This window comes from Streptomyces azureus, from assembly GCF_001270025.1.
In the GTDB taxonomy this organism is placed as follows: domain Bacteria; phylum Actinomycetota; class Actinomycetes; order Streptomycetales; family Streptomycetaceae; genus Streptomyces; species Streptomyces azureus.
Genome location: NZ_DF968238.1, coordinates 1 through 25,393 on the forward strand (window position 1 = coordinate 1; position 25,393 = coordinate 25,393).

The following is a 25,393-nucleotide window of genomic DNA, read 5'->3' on the forward strand; positions in this document are numbered from 1 at the left end:
TAACGTGTGGAGTTGACCGGTACTAATAGGCCGAGGGCTTGTCCTCAGTTGCTCGCGTCCACTGTGTTAGTTCTGAGACAACGAACAGTTGTCGGCTTTGAGTAGAACACACAATTGAAGAGTGTGCTTGTTCGCTCGAAACCATTAGGGTTTCGGTGGTTATAGCGTAGGGGAAACGCCCGGTTACATTTCGAACCCGGAAGCTAAGCCTTACAGCGCCGATGGTACTGCAGGGGGGACCCTGTGGGAGAGTAGGACGCCGCCGAACAATCTTTGGAAGGACCCCTGGTCACCAGCGTTCAGCTGGGACCAGGGGTCCTTTTTGTTTTTGCACTGCGCGCTGGGCACCCGGCTGCGCGAGAATGACTTGCGGTACCGAAGACAGGAGTCACCATGTCCACCAACTCTCCCGACGACCGACCGGAGCGAGACCAGCAGCGACGGGAGGGGGACCGGAGCGACCGCGGCGGTCAGCGCGGGGACCGCGGCGACCGTGGCGGCTTCCGCGGCCGGGACGACCGTGGCGGTCGGAGCGACCGAGGTGAGCGAAGCGACCGCGGGGAGCGTGGTGGTTTCCGGCGTGACGACAACCGTGGTGGTGGCCACGGCCGGCGCGATGACCGTGACCGAGGGCCGCACAGGGACGATCGCGACCGGGGAGATGTCCGGCGTGACGACCGCGGGGAGCGTCCCCCGTTCCGGCGTGATGACCGTGGGGAGCGTCCTCCGTTCCGGCGTGATGACCGTGGGGAGCGTCCTCCGTTCCGGCGTGATGACCGTGGGGAGCGTCCTCCGTTCCGGCGTGATGACCGTGGGGAGCGGCCCTCGTTCCGGCGTGATGACCGTGGGGAGCGACGGGACGACCGGGGAGACCGTGGCGGTTTCCGGCGCGACGACAACCGTGGCGGCGGTTATGGCCGGCGGGACGACCGCCGGGGCGATGTCCGGCGCGGAGACGACGACCGTGGGCAGCGCGGTGGATTCCGACGGGATGACCGTCGGGACGACAGGCGCGACGACCGTCGCGATGACAGGCGTGAGGGCGACCGCGGCGGATTCCACCGCCGTGACGACCGCGGAGAGCGCCGGGACGACCGGGACCGCGGCTTCCGTGGCGACGACCGGGACCGCGGCGTCCGGCGCGACGGTGACCGCGGTGGTTTCCGGGGGCGTGACGACCGACGGGATGACCGCCGTGGGGACGACCGCCGTGACGACCGCCGTGGGGACGACCGTGGGGACCGTGGTGGTTTCCGGCGCGACGATGCTCCTCGGGGCGGGCGTGGGGGTTTCCGTCGGGACGACACCCGTGGCGACCGCGACACTCGCGATACCCGCGGCGACCGTGGCGGCTTCCGCGGCCGGGACGACCGTGGCGGACGTGGGCCGCGCCGCGACGATCGCGGTGGGCGGCCCGGGGGCTTCCGGGGCCGTGATGACCGGCGCGACGACCGTCGTGACGACCGGCGTGGCGGCGGCCGGTTCCGTGACGAGCGCGAGCGGGACAGGGAGCCGATCAAGCGGCTGCCGATCCCCGAGGACGTCACGGGTGAAGAGATCGACAAGGACGTACGGCAGGAGCTCCAGAGCCTGCCGAAGACGCTCGCGGACGATGTCGCGAAGAACCTCGTGATGGTCGCGCGGCTCCTCGACGAGGACCCCGAGGGCGCGTACGGCTACTCCAGGGTGGCGCTGCGGCTGGCGTCGCGTGTCGCCGCCGTGCGGGAGGCCGCCGGGTTCGCGTCGTACGCCAGCCAGAAGTACGGCGAGGCGCTGGCCGAGTTCCGGGCCGCCAAGCGCATGACCGGGAACATCGATCTGTGGCCTGTCATGGCCGACTGCGAGCGCGGGCTCGGGCGGCCGGAGAAAGCGCTGGACATGGCCGGGGCACCCGAGGTGCACAAGCTCGACAAGGCCGGGCAGGTCGAGATGCGGCTCGTCGCGGCCGGTGCGCGGCGGGACATGGGGCAGTTGGACGCGGCCATCGTGACGCTTCAGAGCCCGGAGCTGGCCTCCAACTCCGTGCAGCCGTGGACCGCGCGGCTGCGGTACGCCTACGCCGACGCGCTGCTGGCGGCTGGGCGGGAAAGCGAGGCGCGGGAGTGGTTCGCGAAGGCCGTGGAGGCCGACCGGGACGGCAGCACGGACGCTTCCGACCGGCTCGCCGAGCTGGACGGGGTGGAGTTCGTGGACGCCCTGGCCGAGGACGAAGGTGAAGGCGGCGAGGCCTCCGCGGAGGAGAAGGACTGACGTCGCGTAGAGGGAGTGGGGGCGGATTCCGGTCGGAATCCGCCCCCTTTCGCGTGTCAAAACCAGCGGCGTCAGAGGTCCAGCACGCGCAGCACCAGGCCGGAGGCGGGCTTCGGGCCGAACGACGTCGACTTGCGTGGCATGGTGACGCCCTGCCGGGCCAGGTCGCGGACGACCTCCTCGCGGACCGGGTGCATCAGAACGGCCGTGCCGCCGTCGCGTTCCGCCTTCGCCACCGTGGCGGCCGCGTCGTGGATGTAGGAGATGTGCGCGGGTGAGTCCTCGGGGATGTGCCAGACGTGGTCGAGGAGTGTGGCGTGCAGGACCGTCGCGTCGAGAGTGCGCCAGGCGGTGGGGCGTTCGGCGGGGACCGTGCGGGCCAGGAGATCCGGGTCCGGGTGGTCGACGAGGTGGAAGGCACCGTCGCCGGCGAGCAGGAACGCGTTGCCCGCGCAGGCCGCGTCCGCCAGTGCCTCCAGGGCCTCGGACAGCGGGACTTCGAGGCGGCGCACGCGGAAATGGCCGTCCAGGGCGGCCACGGCCTCGCCGACCGGCAGGTCGTGGAGAAGGCGGTGGATGGCGCGGACGCGGAGGGGGTAGCGGGCCGTGTCGACCAGGAGGACCAGCCCGTGGTCCCACGGGCTGGGGGAGGGGTGCTCCGTGCGGAGGCGGTGGTAGGTCGCCCAGCGGTGGTGGCCGTCGGCGATGAGGGCCTGGTGACGGGCCAGGTCGCCCTGGATCGTGGCCAGGTCGGCGGGGGCGGTGACCGACCACAGGCGGTGGCTGAAGCCGTCCTCGGTGGTGGTCGCGAGGAGCGGTGGCTGTTCGGCGGTGCGCTCGATCAGGTCTGCCGTGGCGGTCGTCGAGTCGTCGCCGCGGTAGGTCAGCAGGAGAGGTTCGAGGTTCGCGGAGGTGGCGCGCATCAGGGCCGCGCGGTCGGCGACGATGTGCGGCATGACGTCCTCGTGCGGCAGCACCACCTGCTCGGCCGGGTCCGACACCCGCAGGGTGCCGATGACGCCGCGTTGCAGCATGCCGTTGCTGTCCCGCTGCTCGTAGACGTACAGGCCGGGATCCGGGTCGGGGGTCAGGACGCCCTCGGACAGCCAGCGGCGCAGGGTCTTGGCGGCCTGGTCGTTGCGGGCGCTGGGGGTGGCGGCCTGGGGGAGGATCAGACGGACGATGTTGTGCGGGTCGGCGGACTCGAGATGGTGCACTCCGTCGGGGCGGACGACGACGTCGTACGGCGGGGACGTCACTGCGGCCAGGCTGCCGACCCGGTCGGGGTCGTATCGAAGGCCTCGGAACGGGGTGAGTTCCAGGCCTCGGCGCTCCGTTGCTTCCGAGTGACCTGCTGTGTTCATCCCGGCATCGTACGGGTGTCAGTGGCATGGGGGATGATCGGGGGAAAGCCGTCGAACGAGGAGCGATGCGGGATGAGCCGAAGCGTCAGGACGAGGCTCGGGGGCAGTGGGCAGGCCCTGAGCGAGGCGTACGACACGGCGCTGCTCGACCTGGACGGCGTCGTGTACGCGGGCGGGAGCGCGATCGCGCACGCGGTCGAGTCGCTGGCCACGGCCCGGAAGGGCGGGATGCGTCTGGCGTACGTCACGAACAACGCGCTGCGGACTCCGGACACGGTGGCCGAGCATCTGACCGAGCTGGGCATACCGACGGGCGCGGACGATGTCATCACCTCGGCGCAGGCGGTCGCGCGGCTGATCAGTGAGCAGGTGCCGCAGGGCGCCCGTGTGCTGGTGATCGGCGGTGAGGGGCTGCGGGTGGCGTTGCGCGAGCGCGGGCTCGTGCCCGTGGAGTCGGCGGACGACGATCCGGCGGCGGTGGTGCAGGGGTACGGCGGTCCGGAGCTGCCGTGGGGCCGTTTCGCGGAGGCCAGTTACGCCGTCGCGCGGGGTGTGCCCTGGTTCGCCTCGAACACCGACCTGACGATTCCGAGCGGGCGGGGGATCGCGCCGGGCAACGGCGCGGCGGTGGCGGTCGTGCGGATCGCCACGGGTGCCGAGCCGCAGGTCGCGGGCAAGCCGCTGCCGCCGATGCACCGGGAGACCATCCTGCGGACCGGGGCGAAGCGGCCGCTGGTGGTGGGGGACCGGTTGGACACGGACATCGAGGGGGCGTTCAACGGGGACGTCGACTCGCTGCTCGTGCTGACCGGCGTGAGCGACGGCGCGCAGCTGCTGGCCGCGCCGCCGCAGCACCGGCCGACGTATGTGGACGCCGATCTGCGGGGGATGCTCAGCGGTCAGCCGGACGTCGACGCGGCCGACGACGGTGGGTTCCGGTGCGGTGGCTGGACGGCGACGGCCGGTGCGGACCGGCTGGAGCTCGACGGGGACGGCGAGGCGCTGGACGGGCTGCGTGCGTTGTGCGCCGCGGCATGGACGGCCGCCGGTGCGGGTGTGTGCGAGCTGGACGGGGGGAAGTCGCTGGCAAGGCTGGGTCTTTGAGCGTCGGTTGGATCCGCGGCGCGTGCGCACGCTCCGGCCGGGCGTTGGTGGCGGCGGTCGTCGTCCGGAATCGAGATCGAATGGCAGGGTAGGCTAACCTAACCTGCGTGTTGGTCGACAGTCCCCCCGAACAGCGCGCGGAGACCGCCCCCGCGCCCCCGACCCGACGGGCGATACGGGCCTTTGGGCTCCTCCTGGCCGTCGCGATCCTGGTGCTCGTCGCGCTGGCGAGTATCGCGGTCGGAGCGAAAGAGCTGTCCCTCGGGCAGGTCTGGCACGGCTTGTTCGAGGATTCGGGGACGTACGGCGACGTCGTCGTCGCGGAGCGGCTGTCGCGGACCGTGCTCGGGCTGCTCGCCGGCGCCGCCCTCGGTCTGGCCGGAGCGGTTCTCCAGGCGCTCACGCGCAACCCGCTGGCCGACCCCGGACTGCTCGGCATCAACGCGGGCGCCTCCGCCGCGGTCGTCACGGCCGTCACGTTCCTCGGGATCACCTCGCTCAGCGGCTACGTCTGGTTCGCGTTCTTCGGCGCGGCCGCGGTCGGGGCGCTGGTGTGGTTCCTCGGCGGCAGCCGGGGCGCGACGCCGGTGCGGCTCGCGCTCGCCGGTACGGCGATCAGCGCCGCGCTCTACGGCTACCTCCAGGCCGTGATGATCATGGACGACGCGGCGCTCGGCAAGATGCGCTTCTGGACGGTCGGTTCGCTGTCCGCGGCGAACGACTCGACCATCCGGCAGGTCCTGCCGTTCCTGCTGGCCGGCATGGTCCTGGCGCTGGCGCTGTCCCGGCCGCTCAACGCCATGGCCATGGGCGACGACACCGCCAAGGCGCTCGGCGCCAACCTGAACCGGACGCGGGCGCTGTCCATGCTGGCCGCGACCGTGCTGTGCGGGGCGGCGACCGCGGCCTGCGGGCCGATCGTGTTCGTCGGGCTGATGGTTCCGCACGTCGTGCGTTCCTTCACCGGGCCCGACCTGCGCTGGATCCTGCCGTACGCGGCGATCCTGTCGCCCGTGCTGCTGCTCGGCGCCGACGTCATCGGCCGGATCGTGGCCCGGCCCGCGGAACTCCAGGTGGGCATCGTCACCGCGATCCTCGGCGGACCGGTGTTCATCTATCTCGTACGACGGCGGAGGACGGCGCAGCTGTGAAGACCACCAACCGTGCTGTGAGGACCCCGGGCGGGCTCTCCGTACGCCTGGACGTGCGGGCCTTCACCGTCGTGCTCCTGCTGCTGGTCGCGGCGCTCACGGCGAGCGTCGTGCTCATCGGCACCGGCGACTTCCCGATCCCGGCCGCCGACGTGTTGCGGACGCTGTTCGGCGAGGGCAACGCGGGCCAGGAGTTCATCGTCAACGAACTGCGGCTCCCGCGCGTCCTGGTCGGGCTGCTGGTCGGCGCCTCGCTCGGACTCGGCGGTGCGCTGTTCCAGTCCATCTCCCGCAATCCGCTGGGCAGTCCGGACGTGCTGGGCCTCGGGCAGGGGGCGACGGCCGGCGCGCTCACGGTGATCGTGCTGTTCTCGGGGAGCGCGAACCAGGTCACCGCCGGCGCGCTGGTGGGCGGCCTGGTGACCGGCTTCGCCATCTACGTGCTCGCCTGGAAACGGGGCGTGCACGGATACCGGCTGGTGCTGGTCGGCATCGGCGTCTCCGCGATCGTCACGGCGGTCAACGGCTATCTGCTCACCAAGTCCGACATCGTGGACGCGGCCCGCGCGGTCGTGTGGATGACGGGATCCCTCGACGGCCGTGACTGGGCGCAGGTCTGGCCGCTGCTCGGGTTGTGCGCCGTGCTCGTGCCGTTGGTCCTCAGCAACGCGCGCGGGCTGCGGATGATGGAGATGGGCGACGACGTGTCGTACGCCCTCGGGGTGCGAGTGGAGCGCGTACGGCTGCTGCTGATGGTGGCGGCCGTGCTGCTGACCGCGTCCGCGACGGCCGCTGCCGGTCCCGTCAGCTTCGTCGCGCTCACCGCTCCGCAGCTGGCCCGGCGCCTGACCCGCGCGCCCGGCCCGAACCTGCTGGCGTCCCTGTGCATGGGGGCCGCCCTGCTGGTCATCGCCGACTGGCTCTCGCAGCGGGCGTTCGGCGCCGAGCAGTTGCCCGTGGGCGTGGTCACCGGCGTGCTCGGCGGCGTCTACCTGCTGTGGCTGCTGGTCACCGAACGCAAGGCGGGCCGGATATGAGCAAGAACCGAAGGAGCACCGTGAACCGTCTGTCCGCCGAGAACGTCACCCTCGCCTACGACCAGCGGGTGATCGCCGAGCAACTGTCGGTGGAGATACCCGACAACTCCTTCACCGTGATCGTCGGCCCCAACGCGTGCGGCAAGTCGACGCTCCTGAGGGCGCTGTCGCGGATGCTCAAGCCCAGCCAGGGCCGGGTGCTGCTCGACGGTCAGACCATCCAGTCGATGCCCGCGAAGAAGGTCGCGCGGACTCTCGGTCTGCTGCCCCAGTCGTCTATCGCGCCCGACGGCATCACCGTCGGCGATCTGGTGGGCCGGGGCCGCTACCCGCACCAGGGCATCCTGCGCCAGTGGTCGACCGAGGACGAGCGGGTCGTCCAGGAGTCGATGCGCCAGACCGGCGTCGTCGAGCTGGCCGACCGGTACGTCGACGAGCTGTCGGGCGGTCAGCGCCAGCGCGTGTGGATCGCCATGGCACTCGCCCAGCAGACACCGCTGCTGCTGCTCGACGAGCCGACGACGTTCCTGGACATCCAGCACCAGATCGACGTCCTGGACCTGTGCGCGGAGCTGCACGAGGAGCAGGGGCGCACGCTCGTAGCCGTGCTGCACGACCTGAACCACGCCGCCCGCTACGCCACGCACCTCATCGCCCTGCGCGGGGGCCGGGTCGTCGCCGAGGGCGCGCCGAAGGACATCGTCACGGCCGAGCTGGTCGAGGAGGTCTTCGGACTGCGCTGCCAGGTCATCGACGACCCGGAGACGGGCACGCCGCTGGTCGTGCCGGCGGCGCGGAAGGCACGCGTCGGGGCGGGGAGCGGGGCCGAGAAGGTGGCCGCTACAGAAGCTTCCTGAGCTGGAGCAGGTCCCGCACGCCCGCGTTCAGTTTCACCCGGCCCGAGCCCCAGGCCTTGGCGAAGTTCAGTTCGCCGTCGACCAGGGCGACCAGGTCGTCACCGGTCATGGCCAGTCTGATCTCGGCCTTGTCGGGCGGCGGCCCCTGGACCGTGTCGCGCACGACGATCCGCCCGCCCTGCATACGGCCGAGGAAGGTGACGTCCAGGTCCGTGATGTGGCAGCTCACGGAACGGTCCAGGGCCGCGGCCTCGCGGACGTTCCCCTCGGCGTGCTGCATGTTGTCGGAGAGCTTGTCGAGTGCGCTGCGGCACTCCTCTATCGTGGCCATCGCGGTCGACGGTACCGCAGCGGTTCGCGGTAGCGTCGGGGCATGGACGACGCAGTTCCCGAGACCCCGGCGGTGGCGGAGGACGAGCCCGCTCCCGATCCCGGGTACGACCCCGCCTCTCCCGCCCCGCTGAACGTGCCCCGCACGCCCACCGGTGACGCCGGCGTGGACGCGGCCCTGGACCGGCTCGGCGACGCGGACCACCTCGCCACGGACGGACACGTCGAGGTGTACGAGGATGTACACCGGGGGCTGCGCGACGCGCTCACCGCGCTCGACGCCCGCCCGGGACCTCCGGTGCCCCCGTCGCAGCACGGACCTAGGAGCTGAACCGAACGTGGCAGGAGTCGCACGCCGCCGTCTCGACGCGGAGCTGGTCCGCCGGAAGCTCGCGCGCTCGCGTGAGCATGCCGGCCAGCTGATCGCCGCCGGGCGGGTCTCCGTCGGCAAGACCGTCGCGACCAAACCCGCCACGCAGGTGGAGACCGCGGCCGCGATCGTCGTGGCGGCCGACGAGAACGACCCCGACTACGTGTCGCGCGGCGGCCACAAGCTCGCCGGCGCGCTGACGGCGTTCCTGCCGCAGGGCCTGGTCGTCGAGGGGCGCAGGGCGCTCGACGCCGGCGCGTCCACCGGCGGGTTCACCGATGTCCTGCTGCGGGCGGGGGCCGCCCACGTCGTCGCCGTGGACGTCGGATACGGACAACTCGCATGGTCTCTTCAGAAGGATGAACGCGTCACCGTCAAGGACCGTACGAACGTACGCGAATTGACACTTGAAGAGATCGATGGGGAGCCTGTGGATCTTGTCGTGGGGGATCTGTCCTTCATCCCGCTCGGGTTGGTCCTGCCAGCCCTGGTGCGGTGCGTGAAGCCGGACGCGGACCTGGTGATGATGGTCAAGCCGCAGTTCGAGGTGGGGAAGGAGCGGCTGGGCAGCGGGGGAGTCGTACGCAGCCCCCAGCTGCGGGCCGAAGCGGTGACGGGGGTGGCTCAGAAGGCCTGGGGGCTGGGGCTCGGGGTGAAGGGCGTGACGGCCAGTCCGCTGCCCGGGCCGTCGGGGAATGTCGAATACTTTCTGTGGCTGCGGGCCGGGGCACCGGAACTGGACCCGGCCGATGTCGACCGTGCAGTTGCGGAGGGGCCGCGTTGACCGAGAACCGAGCTCGTACTGTTTTCCTGCTCGCCCACACAGGCCGGCCCGCGGCCGTGCGCAGTGCCGAGCTCGTGGTGAAGGGGCTGCTGCGCTCCGGGCTGGGCGTGCGCGTCCTGGAGGCGGAGGCGCGTGACCTCCCGCTGCCGGACGAGGTGGAGCTGGTCGGGGAGGCCACTCCGCAGTGCCTCGACGGGTGTGAGCTGCTCATCGTGCTGGGCGGTGACGGCACGCTGCTGCGCGGTGCCGAGTTCGCGCGGGCGTCGGGGGTTCCGATGCTCGGCGTCAACCTCGGGCGGGTCGGGTTCCTCGCGGAGGCCGAGCGGGACGACCTCGACAAGGTCGTCGACCGGGTGGTGTCCAGGGCGTACGAGGTCGAGGAGCGGATGACCGTCGACGTCGTGGTGCACCGCAACGGGGACATCGTGCACACGGACTGGGCGCTGAACGAGGCCGCCGTGCAGAAGGTGTCGGCCGAGCGGATGCTGGAGGTCGTCCTCGAGATCGACGGGCGGCCGGTGACGGGGTTCGGCTGTGACGGGATCGTGTGCGCGACGCCCACGGGGTCGACCGCGTACGCCTTCTCCGCGGGTGGACCGGTGGTGTGGCCGGAGGTCGAAGCGCTGTTGATGGTGCCGATCTCGGCGCATGCCTTGTTCGCGAAGCCGTTGGTGACATCGCCGGATTCTGTGTTGGCTGTGGAGGTTCTGCCACATATTCCGCCAGGGGTTCTGTGGTGTGACGGGCGGCGGACTGTGGAGTTGCCGCCGGGGGCGCGGGTGGAGGTGCGGCGGGGGGCAGTGCCGGTGCGGCTGGCTCGGCTGCATCATGCGTCGTTCACGGATCGGCTGGTGGCGAAGTTCGCTCTGCCCGTTTCCGGGTGGCGGGGGGCTCCTCACTAGCGGTTTGTGGGGGGTGGTTTGTCGTCGTCGGCGGGTGCGGGTGGTTTGTGGCTGTTCGCGCAGTTCCCCGCGGCCCTTCGGGCCGGTCCACTCGCGCGGGTGACAAGAGTGGGCCAGTCGCAATCCTCGGCTCGGACCTCGTAAGGTCGTGTCCGTGTTGGAGGAGATGCGGATACGGTCGCTCGGTGTGATCGACGACGCTGTTGTCGAGCTGTCGCCCGGGTTCACCGCGGTCACCGGTGAGACGGGTGCGGGCAAGACCATGGTGGTCACCAGCCTCGGGTTGCTGCTGGGCGGGCGCGCGGACCCGGCGCTCGTGCGGATCGGGGCCGGGAAGGCCGTCGTCGAAGGGCGGATCACCGTGCCCGAGGACGCCACGGCCGCCGTACGCGCCGAGGAGGCCGGGGCCGAGCTCGACGACGGGGCGCTGCTGATCAGCCGTACCGTTTCCGCCGAGGGGCGCTCGCGGGCGCACCTGGGCGGGCGCAGTGTGCCCGTGGGGGTGCTCGCCGAGCTCGCCGACGAGCTGGTCGCCGTGCACGGGCAGACCGACCAGCAGGGCCTGCTCAAGCTGTCCCGGCAGCGGCAGGCGCTCGACCGGTACGCGGGCGACGCGGTCGCCGTGCCGCTGGAGAAATACGGCGAGGCGTACAAGAGGCTGCGGGCCGTCTCCGCCGAGCTCGACGAGATCACCACACGCGCGCGTGAACGGGCCCAGGAGGCCGACATGCTGCGCTACGGGCTCGACGAGATCGCCGCCGTCGAGCCCCGGGCCGGTGAGGACGTGGAGCTGGCCGAGGAGGCCGAGCGGCTCGGGCACGCCGAGGCGCTGGCGTCCGCCGCAGCGGTCGCGCACGCCGCGCTCGCGGGCAATCCGGAGGACCCCGAGGGCGTCGACGCGGGGACGCTCGTCGCGGGCGCGCAGCGGGCCCTGGACGCCGTACGGTCGCACGACCCGGCGCTGGCCGCGCTCGCGGACCGGATCGGGGAGATCGGGATCCTGCTGCGCGACGCGGCCGGGGACCTGGCCGGGTACGCCGACGACCTGGACGCCGATCCGCTGCGGCTGGCGGCCGTCGAGGAGCGGCGGGCCGCGCTGACCGGGCTGACGCGGAAGTACGGCGAGGACGTCGCCGCCGTGCTGGCCTGGGCCGAGCGCAGTGCCGCGCGGCTGACCGAACTCGACGGCGACGACGAGCGGATCGGGGAGCTGACCGCCGAGCGGGACGCGCTGCGGTCCGAACTGGGCGGGCTCGCACAGGCGTTGACGGACGCGCGGACGGAGGCCGCCGAGCGGTTCGCCGCGGCCGTGACCGCCGAGCTGGCCTCGCTGGCCATGCCGCACGCGCGGGTGTCCTTCGACATCCGGCAGACCGAGGACCCCGACGGCGTCGAGGTCGGCGGCCGTCCGGTCGCGTACGGGCCCGCGGGCGCCGACGAGGTCGAGCTGCTGCTGGCCCCGCATCCGGGGGCGCCGGCACGGCCGATCGCCAAGGGGGCGTCCGGCGGTGAGCTGTCCCGCGTGATGCTGGCCGTGGAGGTCGTGTTCGCGGGGACGGACCCCGTGCCGACGTATCTCTTCGACGAGGTCGACGCCGGTGTCGGCGGCAAGGCGGCGGTCGAGATCGGCCGACGGCTCGCACGCCTGGCGAAGACCGCGCAGGTCGTGGTCGTGACCCATCTCCCGCAGGTCGCCGCCTTCGCCGACCGGCAGTTGCTGGTCGAGAAGACGAACGACGGGTCGGTCACCCGTTCCGGTGTGAAGGTGCTGGAAGGGGAGGAGCGGGTCCGGGAGCTGTCCCGGATGCTCGCCGGCCAGGAGGACTCGGAGACGGCCCGGGCGCACGCGGAGGAGCTGCTGGCCACGGCTCGGGCGGATCTGTAGCGGAGGAGCGGTCGCGTCTGTCGGAGGAAGTGCCGATCTTCACTCGTGTGAGTGACCCGGCCCGGCGCATCCCCCCGATGTCGCGCCCCACTGTCGCGCCGTCGGGCTTCGGGCGTTCCCGGAACCCGCATATGTCCTGGCATCCTTGGCGGAGTACGCGTGGAAATCCTGCGCGGTGACCGCCCGACCCGAACCAGGAGCCCGGCCACGTGACCCCCGTGAGCAGCCACTCACCGCATGGCCAGTCGCCGTTGCGCACCGTGCAGGTGCTGGGCGGAGGCAACGCGGCCAGCAGCGCGCATGTGCGCTCCCTGGCCGCGGGGCTCGTCGCGAGGGGCGTGAAAGTCACGGTGTGCGCCCCCTGTGAGGCGGATCGCGCTTATGACTTCAGCGGCGTCGGGGCCGAGCATCTGCATGTGCCGCGCAGCAGTGACCCGGTGTCGGTGGCGGCCCTGCGGGCGGCCTGTGCCGGCGCCGATCTGGTACACGCGCACGGGCTTCACGCCTCGTTCCGTACCGTGCTCGCGCTGAGCGGGCGGCGCGTGCAGACTCCGCTCGTCGTGACGTGGCACGACCGGGCGCATGCCGACGGGGCCCGCGCCCATCTGCTGCGCGTCCTGGAGCGGCGCGTCGTGAAGGCGGCCACCGTGGTGCTGGGGACGACCTCGACGCTCGTGGACCGGGCGCGGCGGACCGGGGCGCGTGACGCACGGCTCGCGGCCGTCGCCCTGCCCGGCCCCCGCAGGCCCGCGGAGCCCGACGACCCCGACCGGCTGCGGCCCAAGGTACGCGCCGAACTCGGCGCCATCGGAAGGCCGTTGCTGATGGCCGTCGGCTCCCTGGAGCGGCACCGCGGGTACGACGTGCTGCTGGACGCCGCGCGCGCGTGGCGGCGGCTCGATCCCGTCCCCCTGGTCGTGATCGCGGGCGAGGGGCCGCTGCGGGGCGAACTCCAGGAGCGGATCGAGGGCGAGGGGCTGCCCGTCCGGCTCATCGGGCGGCGCGACGACATCACGGACCTGCTCTCCGCCGCCGACCTCGCCCTGCTGCCGAGCCGGTGGGAGGAGGCGCGCTCCGTCCTCGCCCAGGAGGCCCTCCATGCGCGCGTGCCGCTCGTCGCGACCGACGTCGGCGGCATCCCCGAACTCGTCGGTGACGCGGCCGAACTCGTCCCGCCCGGGGACGCCGAGGCGCTCTCCGGCACCGTCGTACGCCTGCTCGGCGACCCCGAGCGCCGGGAGCTGCTGAAGGTCAAGGGCGCCCGGCAGGCGGCCACCTGGCCGAGCGAGGACGAGACGGTCACCCAAGTCCTCAGTGTGTACGACGAGTTGACCCAGCTCCGGCCCCTCGCCTAGTGCCCCGGCAGGCAACGTTTTGCCCGTCAAGGAGCGGCGTCCGGTGCGGCGAGAGGGCGTGCCGGGCGTCGCGACGGGGCGAACGTTCTGCCGGGGCACTAGAGCACCTCGGGGCTCTAGAGAACGTGCCTGCGGGCCCGCAGGGCCAGGCTCAGGGCCAGTACCGTCTGTGGGTCGTCGAGGTCCGTGCCCAGCAACTCCCCGATGCGCGCCAAGCGGTTGTAGAGGGTCTGCCGGTTGAGGTGGAGCTCCCGGGCCGTCTCCGCCTTGCGTCCCGCGTGGGCGAGGTAGGTCGACAGGGTGGGCAGCAGCGGCGGCCGGGAGCGCCGGTCGTGCTCCAGGAGCGGGCCGAGGGCCCGGTCGACGAAGGCGGCCAGGTCCGGATGGTCGCGCAGCCGCCACAGCAGCAGATCGATGTCCAGGCGCCGGGCGTCGTACCAGGGCCGGTCCGGCAGGCCCTGGGCCGCAGTCGCCGTCTCGGCCGCGTGCCGCAGGCCCGACGCCGCAGCCGTCCAGCCGCCGGCCACCCCCACGACCACCACGGGCGGCTGCCCGCCCGGCCGCAGCATCCCGGCTCGCTCCACACCGGCCCGCAGCGCCGTCGCGACCCGGTCCGCGACCGTCGCCCGCTCCGGCTCCGAGCGCAGCCCCAGCAGGACCAGCACCCGGCCCTCCACCGGCCGTACCCCGAGCAGCGCCGGCACGCCCACCGAGGCCAGTTCCTCGGACACCGCCCGGGCCAGCACCGCCCAGCCTCCCCCCGGCGACAGGCCGTCCCCGAGCCGCATGACGACCGGCAGCAGCGGGCCGTCGCCCGGCCGGAAGCCGAGCACGCGCGCCTGCGCCGGGGCGTCCTCCGCCGTGACCCGGCCCTCGGCGAGGTCCGTGAGGAAGTCGCCACGTCCGCGCGCCGCGAGCTCCTCCTCCTGCCGTGCCTGCATCAGCACCACGGCCAGGATGCCCGCGGCCCGTTCCGCCGCCATCCGGTGCACCGGCGCCAGGGAAGCCCGCACCGGAAGCATGACGAGACGCGCGCGGACGCCCCCGCTGCCGGGCCCGCTGCCCGGCACGTCCACAAGGACCGAGCCCGTGAGCGGCGGCTCGTACTTGTGCTGGCCGCGCAGCCCCTCCCACACCTGGAGCGGATCCGCACCCTCGGGACCGGCCCCGGCTGCGTACAGCAACTGCCCGTCCGCCGTCTCCAGGAAGACCGGGTTGCCGCCGAAGTCGGCCAGAATGCCTAGGAGTTGGGGCACCCCGCCACCGCCCAGCAGGGCCTGCGTACACCGCCGGTGCACCTCCTCGGCCCGCTGGAGCAGCGCGTAGTGGCCGTTGACGATCTCGGTGTGGATCTCCTCCGTGACCGTGACGAACGGCACTTCGCGGTGCAGCTGGACGAGCGGCAGCCCGGCGGAACGGGCCGTGTCGACGAGGGCGGCGGGCAGCCGTGTGAAGCGTGGGCCGAGCTCCACGACCAGGGCGGCGATGCCGCGCTCGGCCAGTGTGCGCACGAACGCCCGCTGTTCGGCCGGGCGGGTGCCGAGGCCGTAGCCCGTGGTCAGCAGCAGCTCGCCGCCCTTGAGCAGCGAGGCGATGTGCGGCACCTCCCCGGCGTGCACCCAGCGCACGGTCCGCCCGAGCCGGTCGGCGCCCGCCAGCACCTCGGGCAGCCCGCTGCGCAGACCCGGCAGCTCCAGTGCCCGCTGCACGGTGATCCCGGCGCCCTGGGTGCCGTAGCCGCTGTCCGTCCCGCTGTCCATGTGCCGGACGCTACCCGCGTGGGTGCCTCCCGGACATCTCCGCAAGGCACGGGTGCGATCAAACGCGGGATCACCGGCGGCGGAGCACGGGACCACGGTCGATCAAGGACGGGGTTACGGCGGAGATGACCGGGTACGGGCGCGGTCATGGACATCAGCGTGGTCGCGGTAGGGCGGGAGGACGACAGTCCGGTGGAGGAGCCGTTGCGGGTGGCGGTGCTCGCCGACCGGCTCGGGTACCGGGAGGTGTGGGCGGGCGAGGGGCCGACGTGGGACTCGTTCGTCCTGGCGACGGCGATCGGCGCGGCCACCGGGCAGGCGACGCTGACGGCCGGGCCCGTGCCGGTGTCGGTGCGCGACCCGCTCACCATCGTCCGGGGCGCCGCGTCCACCGCGGCCGTCACCGGCCGGCCGGTCGGCGTGGCCCTGGGCACGTCCAGCAAGCGGGTCGTCGAGGGCGTGCACGGCCGGCCGCGGACCCGGCCCGCCGCCGCCCTCGCGGAGTCGGCGGCGGCCGTGCGCGCGTTGATGCACGGCGCGCCGGGCGAGCCGATCGTCCCCGGCAGCGGCTTCCCGCGCCGGCTGCCTCCGCCCGGAGGCGAGGTCACCGTCGCGGCGTTCGGCGAGCGCGCGATCGCCACCGCGGTGGAGCACGCCGACCGGATGCTGCTCGACATCGTCTCCCCCGAGCAGGTCCGGATTCTGCGGGCCCGGATGCTCGCCGCCGCCGAGCGGGCCGGGCGTACGCCGCCGCGGCTGGCCGCCTGGCTGCCCGCCGCCGTGGACCCGGAGCCGGAGACGCTCACGCAGGTCCTGCGCAGCGTCGTCGGCTATCTCACCGTGCCGGGCTACAGCGACATGTTCATCGAGGCGGGGCTCGCCGCGGTCGTCGAACTGGCCGCCAAGGGAGCCGACCCGGCCACCCTGCTGCGGGCCCTGCCGCCCGAGGCCGCGAACACGGTCGCACTCGTCGGCGATGCCGGCACCGTCCGCGCCCGCATGGAGGCCTACGCCGAAGCCGGTCTCGACGAGATCGCCCTGGTCCCGGCCACGGCGGGCGACCCGGCGGGGGAGCGGACCCTCACGGCCCTCAGGCCGGAGTGACACCCCGAGCGCCGCCCCGCTCAGCCCCCGTACGCTCCCGAAGCCGTCAGACGCAGCGCCGTGTCGATGAGCGGCACGTGGCTGAACGCCTGGGGGAAGTTGCCCACCTGGCGCTGGAGGTGCGGGTCCCACTCCTCCGCCAGCAGGCCGAGGTCGTTGCGGAGCGACAGCAGCTTCTCGAACAGCTTGCGGGCTTCGTCCACGCGGCCGATCATCGCCAGGTCGTCGGCCATCCAGAACGAGCAGGCGAGGAACGCGCCCTCGTCGCCGGGCAGGCCGTCGACGCCCTCGTTGTCGCCCTGCGTCGGGTAGCGCAGGATGAAGCCGTCCGGCGTGGACAGCTCCCGCTGGATCGCCTCGATGGTGCCGATGACGCGCTTGTCGTCCGGCGGCAGGAAGCCCATCTGCGGGATCAGCAGCAGCGACGCGTCCAGCTCCTTCGAGCCGTACGACTGCGTGAACGTGTTGCGCTCCTTGTCGTAGCCCTTCTCGCACACGTCCCGGTGGATGTCGTCGCGGAGCTCCTTCCAGCGCTCCAGCGGGCCGTCGGCGTCGCCGGACTCGATCAGCTTGATCGTGCGGTCGACGGCGACCCAGGCCATCACCTTGGAGTGCACGAAGTGGCGCCGCGGTCCGCGCACCTCCCAGATGCCCTCGTCCGGGTCCTGCCAGTGGTCCTCCAGGTAGCGGATCAGCTTCAGCTGGAGCAGCGAGGCGTAGTCGTTGCGCGCGAGGCCCGTCATGTGGGCCAGGTGCAGGGCCTCGGTGACCTCGCCGTAGACGTCCAGCTGGAGCTGGTGGGCGGCGCCGTTGCCGACCCGGACGGGGCCGGAGTTCTCGTAGCCCGGCAGCCAGTCCAGCTCCGCCTCGCCGAGCTCGCGCTCGCCGGCGATGCCGTACATGATCTGCAGGTTCTCCGGGTCGCCCGCCACGGCCCGCAGCAGCCACTCGCGCCAGGCGCGGGCCTCCTCGCGGTAGCCGGTGCGCAGCAGTGAGGACAGCGTGATCGCCGCGTCGCGCAGCCACGTGTAGCGGTAGTCCCAGTTGCGGACGCCGCCGATGTCCTCCGGCAGGGAGGTGGTCGGCGCGGCGACGATGCCGCCGGTCGGGGCGTACGTCAGGGCCTTCAGCGTGATCAGCGAGCGGACGACGGCCTCCCGGTAGGGGCCGTGATACGTGCAGTGGTCGACCCACTCGCGCCAGAAGTCCTCCGTCGCCTCCAGCGACTGCTCCGGCTCGGGCAGCGGCGGCGGCTCCTTGTGCGAGGGCTGCCAGGAGATCGTGAACGCGATCCGGTCACCCGGCGCGACCGTGAAATCCGCGTACGTCGTGAGCGACTTGCCGTACGTCTCGGCGGATGTGTCGAACCACACGGAGTCGGGGCCCGCCACGGCCACCGTGCGCCCCTCGTGCTTGTGCACCCACGGCACCACCCGCCCGTAGGAGAACCGCATCCGCAGCGCCGAGCGCATCGGCACGCGGCCCGAGACGCCCTCGACGATCCGGATCAGCTGCGGGGCGCCGTCACGCGGCGGCATGAAATCGGTCACCCGGACCGTGCCCCGCTGGGTGTCCCACTCGGACTCCAGGATCAGCGAGTCACCGCGGTAGCTGCGCCGGGCCGCGGTGGGCGGCTGCTGGTCGGAGGCGTACGCGGGCCCGAGCCGCCAGAAGCCGTGCTCCTCGTTGCCCAGCAGGCCGGCGAAGATGGCATGCGAGTCGAAGCGGGGCAGGCACAGCCAGTCCACCGTGCCGTCCCGGCAGACCAGGGCAGCGGTCTGCATGTCTCCGATGAGTGCGTAGTCTTCGATGCGCCCGGCCACGTGCAACTCCAGTCGAACGGCCACGTCACCCCGCAAGGGGGCTGTCGCTAGTGCGGTCAAGGGGATTTTCAGCAAGTCTTGCAATGCGTCGTTGAGCGGTGAAGCAAAACAGGTCACTCAGCCGTGATGCAAAGCGCCAATTGTTGCTCAACGAACTGACGAGCTCACGTTGTTCCGGTGCTTACGGGCGGTGGGTGGTGCCGTTGGGCCGGCGGGCTCGGCAGTGAGTGTCCGAGCAGGATACGACGCACGCCGATGTTCCGGGTGCCCGTCCAGGCAAGGCGAGTACGCCGAACGAGTGAGCAACGGGTGAGAGACCGGTGAGGGCGGCCGTCTCCGTGTCGGCGCGTGCGCGGAGCGTGGCCGGAAGCCATCGCCCCGCGGCGCTGATACGCTGGTAGCCCGTGGACCGGTGGGCAGCAAACCCCCGAACCGCAGCGACGGCAACCCCCCGGAAACCTCCGGCAGGCAGCCGCACCGCACCCCCCAGACCGCGACCACGGGAGCCCCGTCTTGGCCATGCCGCCCGCCGCATTTCGTAATTCGACGACCAAGCACATCTTCGTCACCGGGGGTGTCGCCTCCTCGCTCGGCAAGGGCCTGACGGCCTCCAGCCTCGGCATGCTGCTCAAGGCCCGCGGTCTGCGCGTCGTGATGCAGAAGCTCGACCCGTACCTCAACGTCGACCCGGGCACGATGAACCCCTTCCAGCACGGTGAGGTGTTCGTCACCAACGACGGCGCCGAGACCGACCTGGACATCGGCCACTACGAGCGCTTCCTCGACCGCGACCTGGACGGTTCCGCGAACGTCACCACCGGCCAGGTGTACTCCACCGTGATCGCCAAGGAGCGGCGCGGCGAGTACCTGGGCGACACCGTGCAGGTCATCCCGCACATCACGAACGAGATCAAGCACCGTATCCGCCGCATGGCGACGGACGAGGTCGACGTCGTGATCACGGAGGTCGGCGGCACGGTCGGCGACATCGAGTCGCTGCCGTTCCTGGAGACCGTCCGCCAGGTCCGGCACGAGGTCGGCCGTGACAACGTCTTCGTCGTCCACATCTCGCTCCTGCCGTACATCGGCCCCTCGGGTGAGCTGAAGACGAAGCCCACCCAGCACTCGGTTGCGGCCCTGCGCAACATCGGTATCCAGCCGGACGCGATCGTGCTGCGCTGCGACCGCGAGGTCCCGACCGCGATCAAGCGGAAGATCTCGCTGATGTGCGACGTCGACGAGGCCGCCGTCGTCGCCTGCCCCGACGCCCGCTCGATCTACGACATCCCGAAGACCGTGCACGGCGAGGGCCTGGACGCCTACGTGGTCCGCAAGCTGGACCTGCCGTTCCGTGACGTGGACTGGACGACCTGGGACGACCTGCTCGACCGCGTCCACAACCCCGACCACGAGATCACCCTCGCGCTGGTCGGCAAGTACATCGACCTGCCCGACGCCTACCTGTCGGTCACCGAGGCGCTGCGCGCCGGCGGCTTCGCCAACCGCGCCCGCGTCAAGATCAAGTGGGTCACCTCCGACGACTGCAAGACCCCGGCGGGGGCGGCCCAGCAGCTCGGCGACGTCGACGGCATCTGCATCCCAGGCGGCTTCGGGGACCGTGGTGTGCTCGGCAAGGTCGGTGCGATCAAGTACGCCCGCGAGAACAAGATCCCGCTGCTCGGCCTCTGCCTCGGCCTCCAGTGCATCGTGATCGAGGCCGCGCGGAGCCTGGCCGACATCGGCGACGCCAACTCCACCGAGTTCGACCCGGCCACGGCGCACCCGGTCATCTCCACGATGGCCGAGCAGCTGGACATCGTCGCCGGTGAGGGCGACATGGGCGGCACCATGCGGCTCGGCATGTACCCGGCGAAGCTGGCCGAGGGCTCGATCGTGCGCGAGGTGTACGACGGCAAGGAGTACGTCGAGGAGCGCCACCGGCACCGCTACGAGGTGAACAACGCCTACCGCGCCGAGCTGGAGAAGCGGGCGGGCATCCTGTTCTCCGGCACGTCCCCGGACGGCAAGCTCGTCGAGTACGTCGAGTACCCGCGCGAGGTCCACCCGTACCTGGTCGCCACCCAGGCACACCCGGAGCTGCGCTCGCGCCCGACGCGCCCGCACCCGCTGTTCGCCGGGCTCGTCAAGGCCGCGGTCGAGCGGAAGACTTCGAAGTAACACACCAGTTGTACGGTGGCCGGGGTGCATCCCTTCAAAGGGTGTGCACCCCGGTTTCTTTTCGGCACGTCGGGCCCGGCACGCGGAGTCGCGCCGGGCACGTGGGAGGACAGGCATGACGATCAAGGACACCCCGGAGGAATGGGAGATCCGGGCGACGGACACCCCCTTCGTGGGGAACAAGACCTCCGTCCGCACCGACGACGTGGTCATGCCCGACGGCACCGTGGTCGGCCGCGACTACCAGGTCCACCCCGGTTCCGTGGCCGTCCTCGCCCTCGACGAGGCAGACCGCGTCCTGGTCCTGCGCCAGTACCGCCACCCCGTGCGCCACAAGCTGTGGGAGATCCCGGCCGGTCTGCTCGACGTCCCCGGCGAGAACCCGCTGCACGCCGCGCAGCGCGAGCTGTACGAGGAGGCGCACGTCAAGGCCGAGGACTGGCGGGTGCTGACCGACGTCTACACGACCCCCGGCGGCTGCGACGAGGCCGTCCGGATCTTCCTCGCCCGCGGTCTGTCCGAGGCCGAGGGCGAGCGCTTCGCGGTCGAGGAGGAAGAGGCCGACATGGAGCTCGACCGGGTGCCCGTCGAGGACCTCGTCCGGGGCGTGCTGGCCGGGGAACTGCACAACAACTGCCTCGTCGTGGGCGTCCTCTCCCTGGTCGCCGCGCGCGCCGGCGACGGCCTGGACGCACTGCGCCCGGCCCAGGCGCCGTGGCCGGCGCGTCCGTTCGAGGCGTGAACCCTCTGGGGCGGGCCGGATCCGGGCGGCGGCCCTTGGCCTGACGGTGGTCCAGGGCCCGGCGGTCAACCTTGGCCGGGGGCCTTGGCCGGGGGGCCTTGGCCAGTGGTGGTCCTTGGCCTCACGGTGGTCTTTGGCCCGTGGTGCTTCTTGGCCGGGGGGCCTTGGCCAGTGGTGGTTCTCGGCCTCACGGTGGTCTTTGGCCCGGTGGTGCTCCTTGGCCTGACGGTGGTCCAGGGTCTGACGATGGTCCAGGGCCGGCGGTGGTGAGGGGTCCGGTGGTGGTGCTTGGCCCGACGGTGCTCCTGGGCCGGCGGTGATCCAGGATCAGGGGTGGTCCGGGACCGGACGGTGGTCCATGGCCGGATGGCTGGTCCTGACCGGGCGGTGGACCCGGCCGCCGGACACGCTGCCCGCGTGACTCGCCGCCTCTGGCGCCTGCGGCGGGCGGGGGCGTTGCGCCGCCCGGTGCGACGGGGCCTCGCTGCGCTCGCCCGCCCCAAGCTGACCGCCTCGCTAGCGCGCAGGCCCGGTTCCCCCAGCGGCCCGAGGGCCCGCCGACGGTTGCTGCGAGCAACTCCGGCAGTGGTGTGAAGATCGGCTGATCCGATCGGGGGATGTGCCCGCCGTGCCCGTCGTGCTTCGGCCGGGGCGTTGCAGAGCGTGAACTAGGCTCTGTTCACGCCCGGACCGGAGTCCCGGTGGGCTTGTGCGTGTGTGGGACGGGAGTGTGGCCCGTGACGGATCAGGTCGTGGAGACAGGCGACGTGCGGCTGACCGGACACGCTTCCGGGGAGAGCCGATTCCTGGGCCGCACACGCGAGTTGAAGGAACTGCGCGCCGACATCGAGCGCGCCGGGCTCGACACCCTCGCCGGCCGCAAGCCCCCACACGCGCGCGTGCTGCTCATCGCCGGCCGGCCCGGCTCGGGGCGCACCGCACTCGCCGAGGAGCTCGCACGGCAGGTCGCGGACCGTTACCCGGACGGGGTGCTGCGCGCCCGGCTGAGCGACCCCGACGGCACCCCCGTACCGGTCGAGCGCACCGCCCGGGACCTGCTGGCCGCCCTGGACGAGGAGGCCCCGGCCGGCGCCTGTGAAGACGACCTCACCGATGCCCTGCGCACCGCCCTGGTCGACCGCCGCGCGCTGCTCCTGCTGGACGACGCGGCCGACGCCGAGCAGGTCGACGCCCTGCTGCCCGACACCCCGGACTGCCTGGTCGTCGCGGTCTCCGAGGGGCCGCTGACCGGCATCTCGGACGTCCGCCCGTGCACCCTGGGCGGCCTGGACGCCAAGTCCGGGGTGGAACTGCTGTCCCGGCACACCGGCTCGGTCCGTGTCACCGTCGACCCCCGGGCCGCCGAGGGCCTCGCCGAGGAGTGCCAGGGTCAGCCCGCCGCGCTGATGCTGGCGGGTGGCTGGCTCGCCGCCCGTCCCCAGGCGGCCGTCTCCGACCTCGCCAAGCAACTGCGTGCCGAAGACGCCGAGGGGAACGCGCTGAACCGGGTCTTCCGGCTCGCCTACGCCGCCCTGCCCGCCACCGCCGCCCGCATGCTGCGTCTGCTCGCCCTCGCCCCGGCCGGACTCGTCGACCCGCAGACCGCCTCCGCGCTCGCCGGCTGCTCGGTCGCCGGCGCCCGCACCACCCTGGACGAATTCGTCGCCCTCGGCTTCCTGCACGCGGTGGACTCGCCGCTGCCGCAGTACGAGGTGCCGGGTTGTCTGCATGCCGAGCTCCGCGTCCTCGCCGAGCGCCACGAGCGCCCGGCCGAGCTCCAGCTGGCCCGCGCCCGCATGCTGGAGCGGACCGTACGACTGCTCCAGGCCTGCCGTGCGATCACCGAGACCGACAGTCCCCAGGCCCGCCAGAAGCTCCTCGACCTGCCGCTTGCCCTGCGCTTTCCCACGCCCCGGGCGGCTGCCGACTGGCTTCGCGTGACCCGGCCCGCCCTGCTGGCCTCGGCCCGGCTCGCGGTCGCCGACGGGCAGCTGGACACCCTGGCCCGGCGGCTGATGTCCCAGCTGGTGCGGGCCATGGTGGCGCATGTCGGCACCCAGGCGGCGGCGCCCGACCTGTACGGCATCCACAGCCTGGTCCTCGACGTGGCCGAGCGCCGGAACCTGCCCCGCGAGCGGGCCGCCGCCCTGCTCAACCTCGGCGACCTCGACGCCCGGGCCGGCCGCACGGCCGACGCGCTGGCCCGCTACCGGGCCGCGCTGGATGCCGGACGCGAGGTGAACGATCCCTATGCGACCGGCCGCGCGATGGAATCCGTAGGCGGTGCGCATCTGGAGCTCGGAGACTTCGACCGGGCCGCCGACTGGTTCGGCCGGGCCCTGGTCGAGCGGCTCGCCCGGGACGAGCGCGCCGACGCCGCCCGGCTGTACGGGCGGATCGCCGCCGCCCACACCTACGCGGGCCGCTACGGCGAGGCCCTGCGGAACTGGCGCGCGGCGATCGCCGGGCATCGCAAGAACGGCGACGTGGCCGCCCAGGCGCGTGCTCTGAGCGAGCTGGCGCGGGTCCAGGAGTACGCGGGCCGGTCCGAAGAGTCGCTGCGCACCTGCCGGGAGGCCGTGGAGTGGGCGCGGCGGGCCGAGGACCCGCGGTTGCAGGCCGCGCTGCATCTGCGGGTCGCCGACACCCTCGAGCACCTCGGGGACCCCGCGTCGGCCCGGCTGCACCGGGGCGCCGCCGAGCGGATCCTCGGGGAGGACCAGGAGGAACAGGAGGAGCCCGTAGCGGCCTCCAGCGGCGACTCACACCTGAAACCGGAACCTGACGCCTGCGAAATCCGTAGCGCATCCGCTGAAGATTGATGCAATGAAAGGCTAGACAGCGGGAACACCTTCATTAGACTGGCTCTGCCGCACGTTCTCCTGCGGTCTCTCCCGGTGTGCCCGTGCGTGCCCGGGTATGTCTAACAATGCCCCCCATACCCTCTGAGCCAAGGACCGTGATCGACGTGAAGGTCGGCATCCCCCGCGAGGTCAAGAACAACGAGTTCCGGGTGGCCATCACCCCCGCCGGCGTGCACGAGCTGGTGCGTCATGGCCACCAGGTCGTCGTCGAGCGCGGCGCCGGCGTCGGCTCCTCGATCACGGACGAGGAGTACGTGGCCGCCGGTGCGCGGATCCTGGAGACCGCCGACGAGGTGTGGGCCGCCGCCGACCTGCTGCTGAAGGTCAAGGAGCCCATCGCCGAGGAGTACCACCGTCTCCGCAAGGACCAGACGCTCTTCACCTACCTGCACCTGGCCGCCTCCAAGGAGTGCACGGACGCCCTGCTGGAGTCCGGCACCACGGCGATCGCCTACGAGACGGTCGAGCTGCCCAGCCGCGCGCTGCCGCTGCTCGCCCCGATGTCCGAGGTCGCGGGCCGGCTGGCCCCGCAGGTCGGCGCCTACCACCTGATGCGCGCCAACGGCGGCCGCGGCGTGCTGCCCGGCGGCGTCCCCGGCGTGCCGGCCGGGCGGGCCGTCGTCATCGGTGGCGGCGTATCCGGCTGGCAGGCGGCGCAGATCGCCATCGGCCTGGGCTTCCACGTGACCCTGCTCGACAAGGACGTCAACAAGCTCCGCGAGGCGGACAAGATCTTCGGCACGAAGATCCAGACCGTCGTCTCCAACGCCCTGGAGCTGGAGAAGGCCTGCCTGGAGGCCGACCTCGTCATCGGCGCCGTCCTGGTCCCCGGCGCCAAGGCCCCGAAGCTGGTCACCAACGAGCTCGTCTCGCGGATGAAGCCCGGAAGTGTCCTTGTCGACATCGCGATCGACCAGGGCGGCTGCTTCGAGGACTCCCGTCCGACCACCCACGCCGAGCCGACCTTCCAGGTCCACAACTCGGTCTTCTACTGCGTCGCCAACATGCCCGGCGCGGTGCCGAACACCTCCACCTACGCGCTGACCAACGCCACGCTGCCCTACATCGTGGAACTCGCCGACCACGGCTGGGCGGACGCGCTGCGCCGCGACCCGGCGCTGGCCAAGGGTCTCAACACCCATGACGGCAAGGTCGTTTACAGGGAGGTCGCCGAGGCGCACGACGTGGAGCACGTGGAGCTGTCCTCGCTGCTCGGCTGAGCCCGCGACGCCGGTAAGTCGGCTAAGTCACCAACAGGCAAAGGCGATACGTCAACACAGGTCGTCAATGCCGCGCACCCGGCCGGACCTTGCCCGACAAGGTCCGGCCGGATGTGTGTATGGTCACTTCGCGATTCTCGGGCAACTCGCCTCGAACGTAACCCTTCAACCGATTCGCACACCGGTGAAACCTGCCGTGCGACGGCCGTACGCCCTTGACAGCGGGATGTTTCATTGCCGACACATCGGGCCGGGTCCGGCGGATTGTGTTGCTGCGGACGCCCGACACGCCATAGAGTCGCCAACCGTCGGC

General features: G+C 72.2%; 20 protein-coding genes and 1 rRNA gene. 17 read left to right on the forward strand and 4 right to left on the reverse strand.

Annotated elements, in window-relative coordinates:
• The first annotated feature begins 151 nt into the window (after window positions 1-151).
• The 3 genes from rrf (at window position 152) to AOQ53_RS45465 (ending at window position 2,250) form a co-directional block, all read left to right on the forward strand.
• Window positions 152-268 (forward strand): 5S ribosomal RNA (gene rrf, locus AOQ53_RS10980).
• Between the two features lie 273 nt (window positions 269-541).
• Window positions 542-1,633: a hypothetical protein gene (locus tag AOQ53_RS45460; RefSeq protein ID WP_201785070.1), complete on the forward strand. Its 1,092-nt coding sequence runs from the start codon at window positions 542-544 to the stop codon at window positions 1,631-1,633.
• On the forward strand, window positions 1,525-2,250 hold the full coding sequence (locus tag AOQ53_RS45465; RefSeq protein WP_201785069.1) for a tetratricopeptide repeat protein: 726 nt from the start codon (window positions 1,525-1,527) through the stop codon (window positions 2,248-2,250). Before AOQ53_RS45460 ends, AOQ53_RS45465 begins: the two co-directional genes overlap by 109 nt.
• Window positions 2,251-2,321: 71 nt before the next feature.
• Here the strand turns inward: AOQ53_RS45465 and AOQ53_RS10995 are convergent, their stop codons facing one another.
• The gene (locus tag AOQ53_RS10995; RefSeq protein WP_059416819.1) at window positions 2,322-3,614 is read right to left on the reverse strand and encodes a DUF1015 family protein; all 1,293 of its coding nucleotides are present in this window, start codon (window positions 3,612-3,614) and stop codon (window positions 2,322-2,324) included.
• A gap of 72 nt (window positions 3,615-3,686) precedes the next feature.
• Between AOQ53_RS10995 and AOQ53_RS11000 the strand changes: the two genes are divergently transcribed.
• From AOQ53_RS11000 to AOQ53_RS11015, 4 genes are all read left to right on the forward strand, one after another.
• Complete coding sequence (locus AOQ53_RS11000) at window positions 3,687-4,718, forward strand: HAD hydrolase-like protein (RefSeq protein ID WP_059416820.1); 1,032 nt, start codon at window positions 3,687-3,689, stop codon at window positions 4,716-4,718.
• Between the two features lie 107 nt (window positions 4,719-4,825).
• Window positions 4,826-5,869 (forward strand): FecCD family ABC transporter permease, encoded by a 1,044-nt coding sequence (locus AOQ53_RS11005; protein ID WP_059416821.1) that lies wholly within the window; start codon window positions 4,826-4,828, stop codon window positions 5,867-5,869.
• Window positions 5,866-6,906: a FecCD family ABC transporter permease gene (locus AOQ53_RS11010; RefSeq protein ID WP_059416822.1), complete on the forward strand. Its 1,041-nt coding sequence runs from the start codon at window positions 5,866-5,868 to the stop codon at window positions 6,904-6,906. The genes AOQ53_RS11005 and AOQ53_RS11010 overlap by 4 nt, the downstream gene beginning before the upstream one ends.
• Entirely contained in the window at window positions 6,903-7,763 is an 861-nt protein-coding gene (locus AOQ53_RS11015) for an ABC transporter ATP-binding protein (protein WP_099054575.1), read from the forward strand. Before AOQ53_RS11010 ends, AOQ53_RS11015 begins: the two co-directional genes overlap by 4 nt.
• On the opposite strand, the gene AOQ53_RS11020 is transcribed toward AOQ53_RS11015, so the two are convergent.
• Window positions 7,747-8,094, reverse strand: coding sequence for an SCP2 sterol-binding domain-containing protein (locus AOQ53_RS11020; RefSeq protein WP_059416824.1), 348 nt, complete (start codon window positions 8,092-8,094; stop codon window positions 7,747-7,749). The genes AOQ53_RS11015 and AOQ53_RS11020 overlap by 17 nt on opposite strands.
• Window positions 8,095-8,136: 42 nt before the next feature.
• Between AOQ53_RS11020 and AOQ53_RS11025 the strand changes: the two genes are divergently transcribed.
• The 5 genes from AOQ53_RS11025 (at window position 8,137) to AOQ53_RS11045 (ending at window position 13,389) form a co-directional block, all read left to right on the forward strand.
• Window positions 8,137-8,424: a hypothetical protein gene (locus AOQ53_RS11025; RefSeq protein WP_059416825.1), complete on the forward strand. Its 288-nt coding sequence runs from the start codon at window positions 8,137-8,139 to the stop codon at window positions 8,422-8,424.
• A gap of 7 nt (window positions 8,425-8,431) precedes the next feature.
• On the forward strand, window positions 8,432-9,247 hold the full coding sequence (locus tag AOQ53_RS11030) for a TlyA family RNA methyltransferase (RefSeq protein WP_059416826.1): 816 nt from the start codon (window positions 8,432-8,434) through the stop codon (window positions 9,245-9,247).
• On the forward strand, window positions 9,244-10,149 hold the full coding sequence (locus tag AOQ53_RS11035; RefSeq protein WP_059416827.1) for an NAD kinase: 906 nt from the start codon (window positions 9,244-9,246) through the stop codon (window positions 10,147-10,149). Before AOQ53_RS11030 ends, AOQ53_RS11035 begins: the two co-directional genes overlap by 4 nt.
• 166 nt (window positions 10,150-10,315) lie before the next feature.
• Window positions 10,316-12,034, forward strand: a complete 1,719-nt coding sequence (gene recN, locus AOQ53_RS11040; RefSeq protein WP_059416828.1) for a DNA repair protein RecN — start codon at window positions 10,316-10,318, stop codon at window positions 12,032-12,034.
• 209 nt (window positions 12,035-12,243) lie between these two features.
• On the forward strand, window positions 12,244-13,389 hold the full coding sequence (locus AOQ53_RS11045) for a glycosyltransferase family 4 protein (RefSeq protein WP_059416829.1): 1,146 nt from the start codon (window positions 12,244-12,246) through the stop codon (window positions 13,387-13,389).
• Window positions 13,390-13,505: 116 nt separating this feature from the next.
• On the opposite strand, the gene AOQ53_RS11050 is transcribed toward AOQ53_RS11045, so the two are convergent.
• On the reverse strand, window positions 13,506-15,149 hold the full coding sequence (locus AOQ53_RS11050) for a PucR family transcriptional regulator (protein ID WP_059416830.1): 1,644 nt from the start codon (window positions 15,147-15,149) through the stop codon (window positions 13,506-13,508).
• Between the two features lie 147 nt (window positions 15,150-15,296).
• Here AOQ53_RS11050 and AOQ53_RS11055 point away from each other — a divergent pair, with 147 nt between their 5' ends.
• Window positions 15,297-16,253, forward strand: coding sequence for an LLM class F420-dependent oxidoreductase (locus tag AOQ53_RS11055; protein ID WP_059416831.1), 957 nt, complete (start codon window positions 15,297-15,299; stop codon window positions 16,251-16,253).
• Between the two features lie 20 nt (window positions 16,254-16,273).
• Here the strand turns inward: AOQ53_RS11055 and AOQ53_RS11060 are convergent, their stop codons facing one another.
• On the reverse strand, window positions 16,274-18,076 hold the full coding sequence (locus AOQ53_RS11060; protein ID WP_059416832.1) for a glycoside hydrolase family 15 protein: 1,803 nt from the start codon (window positions 18,074-18,076) through the stop codon (window positions 16,274-16,276).
• 519 nt (window positions 18,077-18,595) lie between these two features.
• Between AOQ53_RS11060 and AOQ53_RS11065 the strand changes: the two genes are divergently transcribed.
• The 4 genes from AOQ53_RS11065 (at window position 18,596) to ald (ending at window position 25,080) form a co-directional block, all read left to right on the forward strand.
• Complete coding sequence (locus AOQ53_RS11065; protein ID WP_059416833.1) at window positions 18,596-20,254, forward strand: CTP synthase; 1,659 nt, start codon at window positions 18,596-18,598, stop codon at window positions 20,252-20,254.
• Between the two features lie 115 nt (window positions 20,255-20,369).
• Window positions 20,370-20,996, forward strand: coding sequence for an NUDIX domain-containing protein (locus AOQ53_RS11070; RefSeq protein ID WP_020275045.1), 627 nt, complete (start codon window positions 20,370-20,372; stop codon window positions 20,994-20,996).
• A gap of 737 nt (window positions 20,997-21,733) precedes the next feature.
• On the forward strand, window positions 21,734-23,818 hold the full coding sequence (locus AOQ53_RS11075; RefSeq protein ID WP_059416834.1) for a tetratricopeptide repeat protein: 2,085 nt from the start codon (window positions 21,734-21,736) through the stop codon (window positions 23,816-23,818).
• Between the two features lie 146 nt (window positions 23,819-23,964).
• Window positions 23,965-25,080, forward strand: a complete 1,116-nt coding sequence (gene ald / locus AOQ53_RS11080; RefSeq protein ID WP_167745708.1) for an alanine dehydrogenase — start codon at window positions 23,965-23,967, stop codon at window positions 25,078-25,080.
• The last annotated feature ends 313 nt before the right edge of the window (window positions 25,081-25,393 follow it).

Excerpts from the sequence above, each read along its gene's own strand:
- AOQ53_RS10995 (WP_059416819.1), bottom strand. The coding sequence starts at position 3,614 with ATGAACACAGCAGGTCACTCGGAAGCAACGGAGCGCCGAGGCCTGGAA.
- AOQ53_RS11000 (WP_059416820.1), top strand. The coding sequence starts at position 3,687 with ATGAGCCGAAGCGTCAGGACGAGGCTCGGGGGCAGTGGGCAGGCCCTG.
- AOQ53_RS11015 (WP_099054575.1), top strand. The coding sequence starts at position 6,903 with ATGAGCAAGAACCGAAGGAGCACCGTGAACCGTCTGTCCGCCGAGAAC.
- AOQ53_RS11020 (WP_059416824.1), bottom strand. The coding sequence starts at position 8,094 with ATGGCCACGATAGAGGAGTGCCGCAGCGCACTCGACAAGCTCTCCGAC.
- AOQ53_RS11025 (WP_059416825.1), top strand. The coding sequence starts at position 8,137 with ATGGACGACGCAGTTCCCGAGACCCCGGCGGTGGCGGAGGACGAGCCC.
- recN (WP_059416828.1), top strand. The coding sequence starts at position 10,316 with ATGCGGATACGGTCGCTCGGTGTGATCGACGACGCTGTTGTCGAGCTG.
- AOQ53_RS11050 (WP_059416830.1), bottom strand. The coding sequence starts at position 15,149 with ATGGACAGCGGGACGGACAGCGGCTACGGCACCCAGGGCGCCGGGATC.
- AOQ53_RS11055 (WP_059416831.1), top strand. The coding sequence starts at position 15,297 with ATGGACATCAGCGTGGTCGCGGTAGGGCGGGAGGACGACAGTCCGGTG.
- AOQ53_RS11065 (WP_059416833.1), top strand. The coding sequence starts at position 18,596 with ATGCCGCCCGCCGCATTTCGTAATTCGACGACCAAGCACATCTTCGTC.
- AOQ53_RS11070 (WP_020275045.1), top strand. The coding sequence starts at position 20,370 with ATGACGATCAAGGACACCCCGGAGGAATGGGAGATCCGGGCGACGGAC.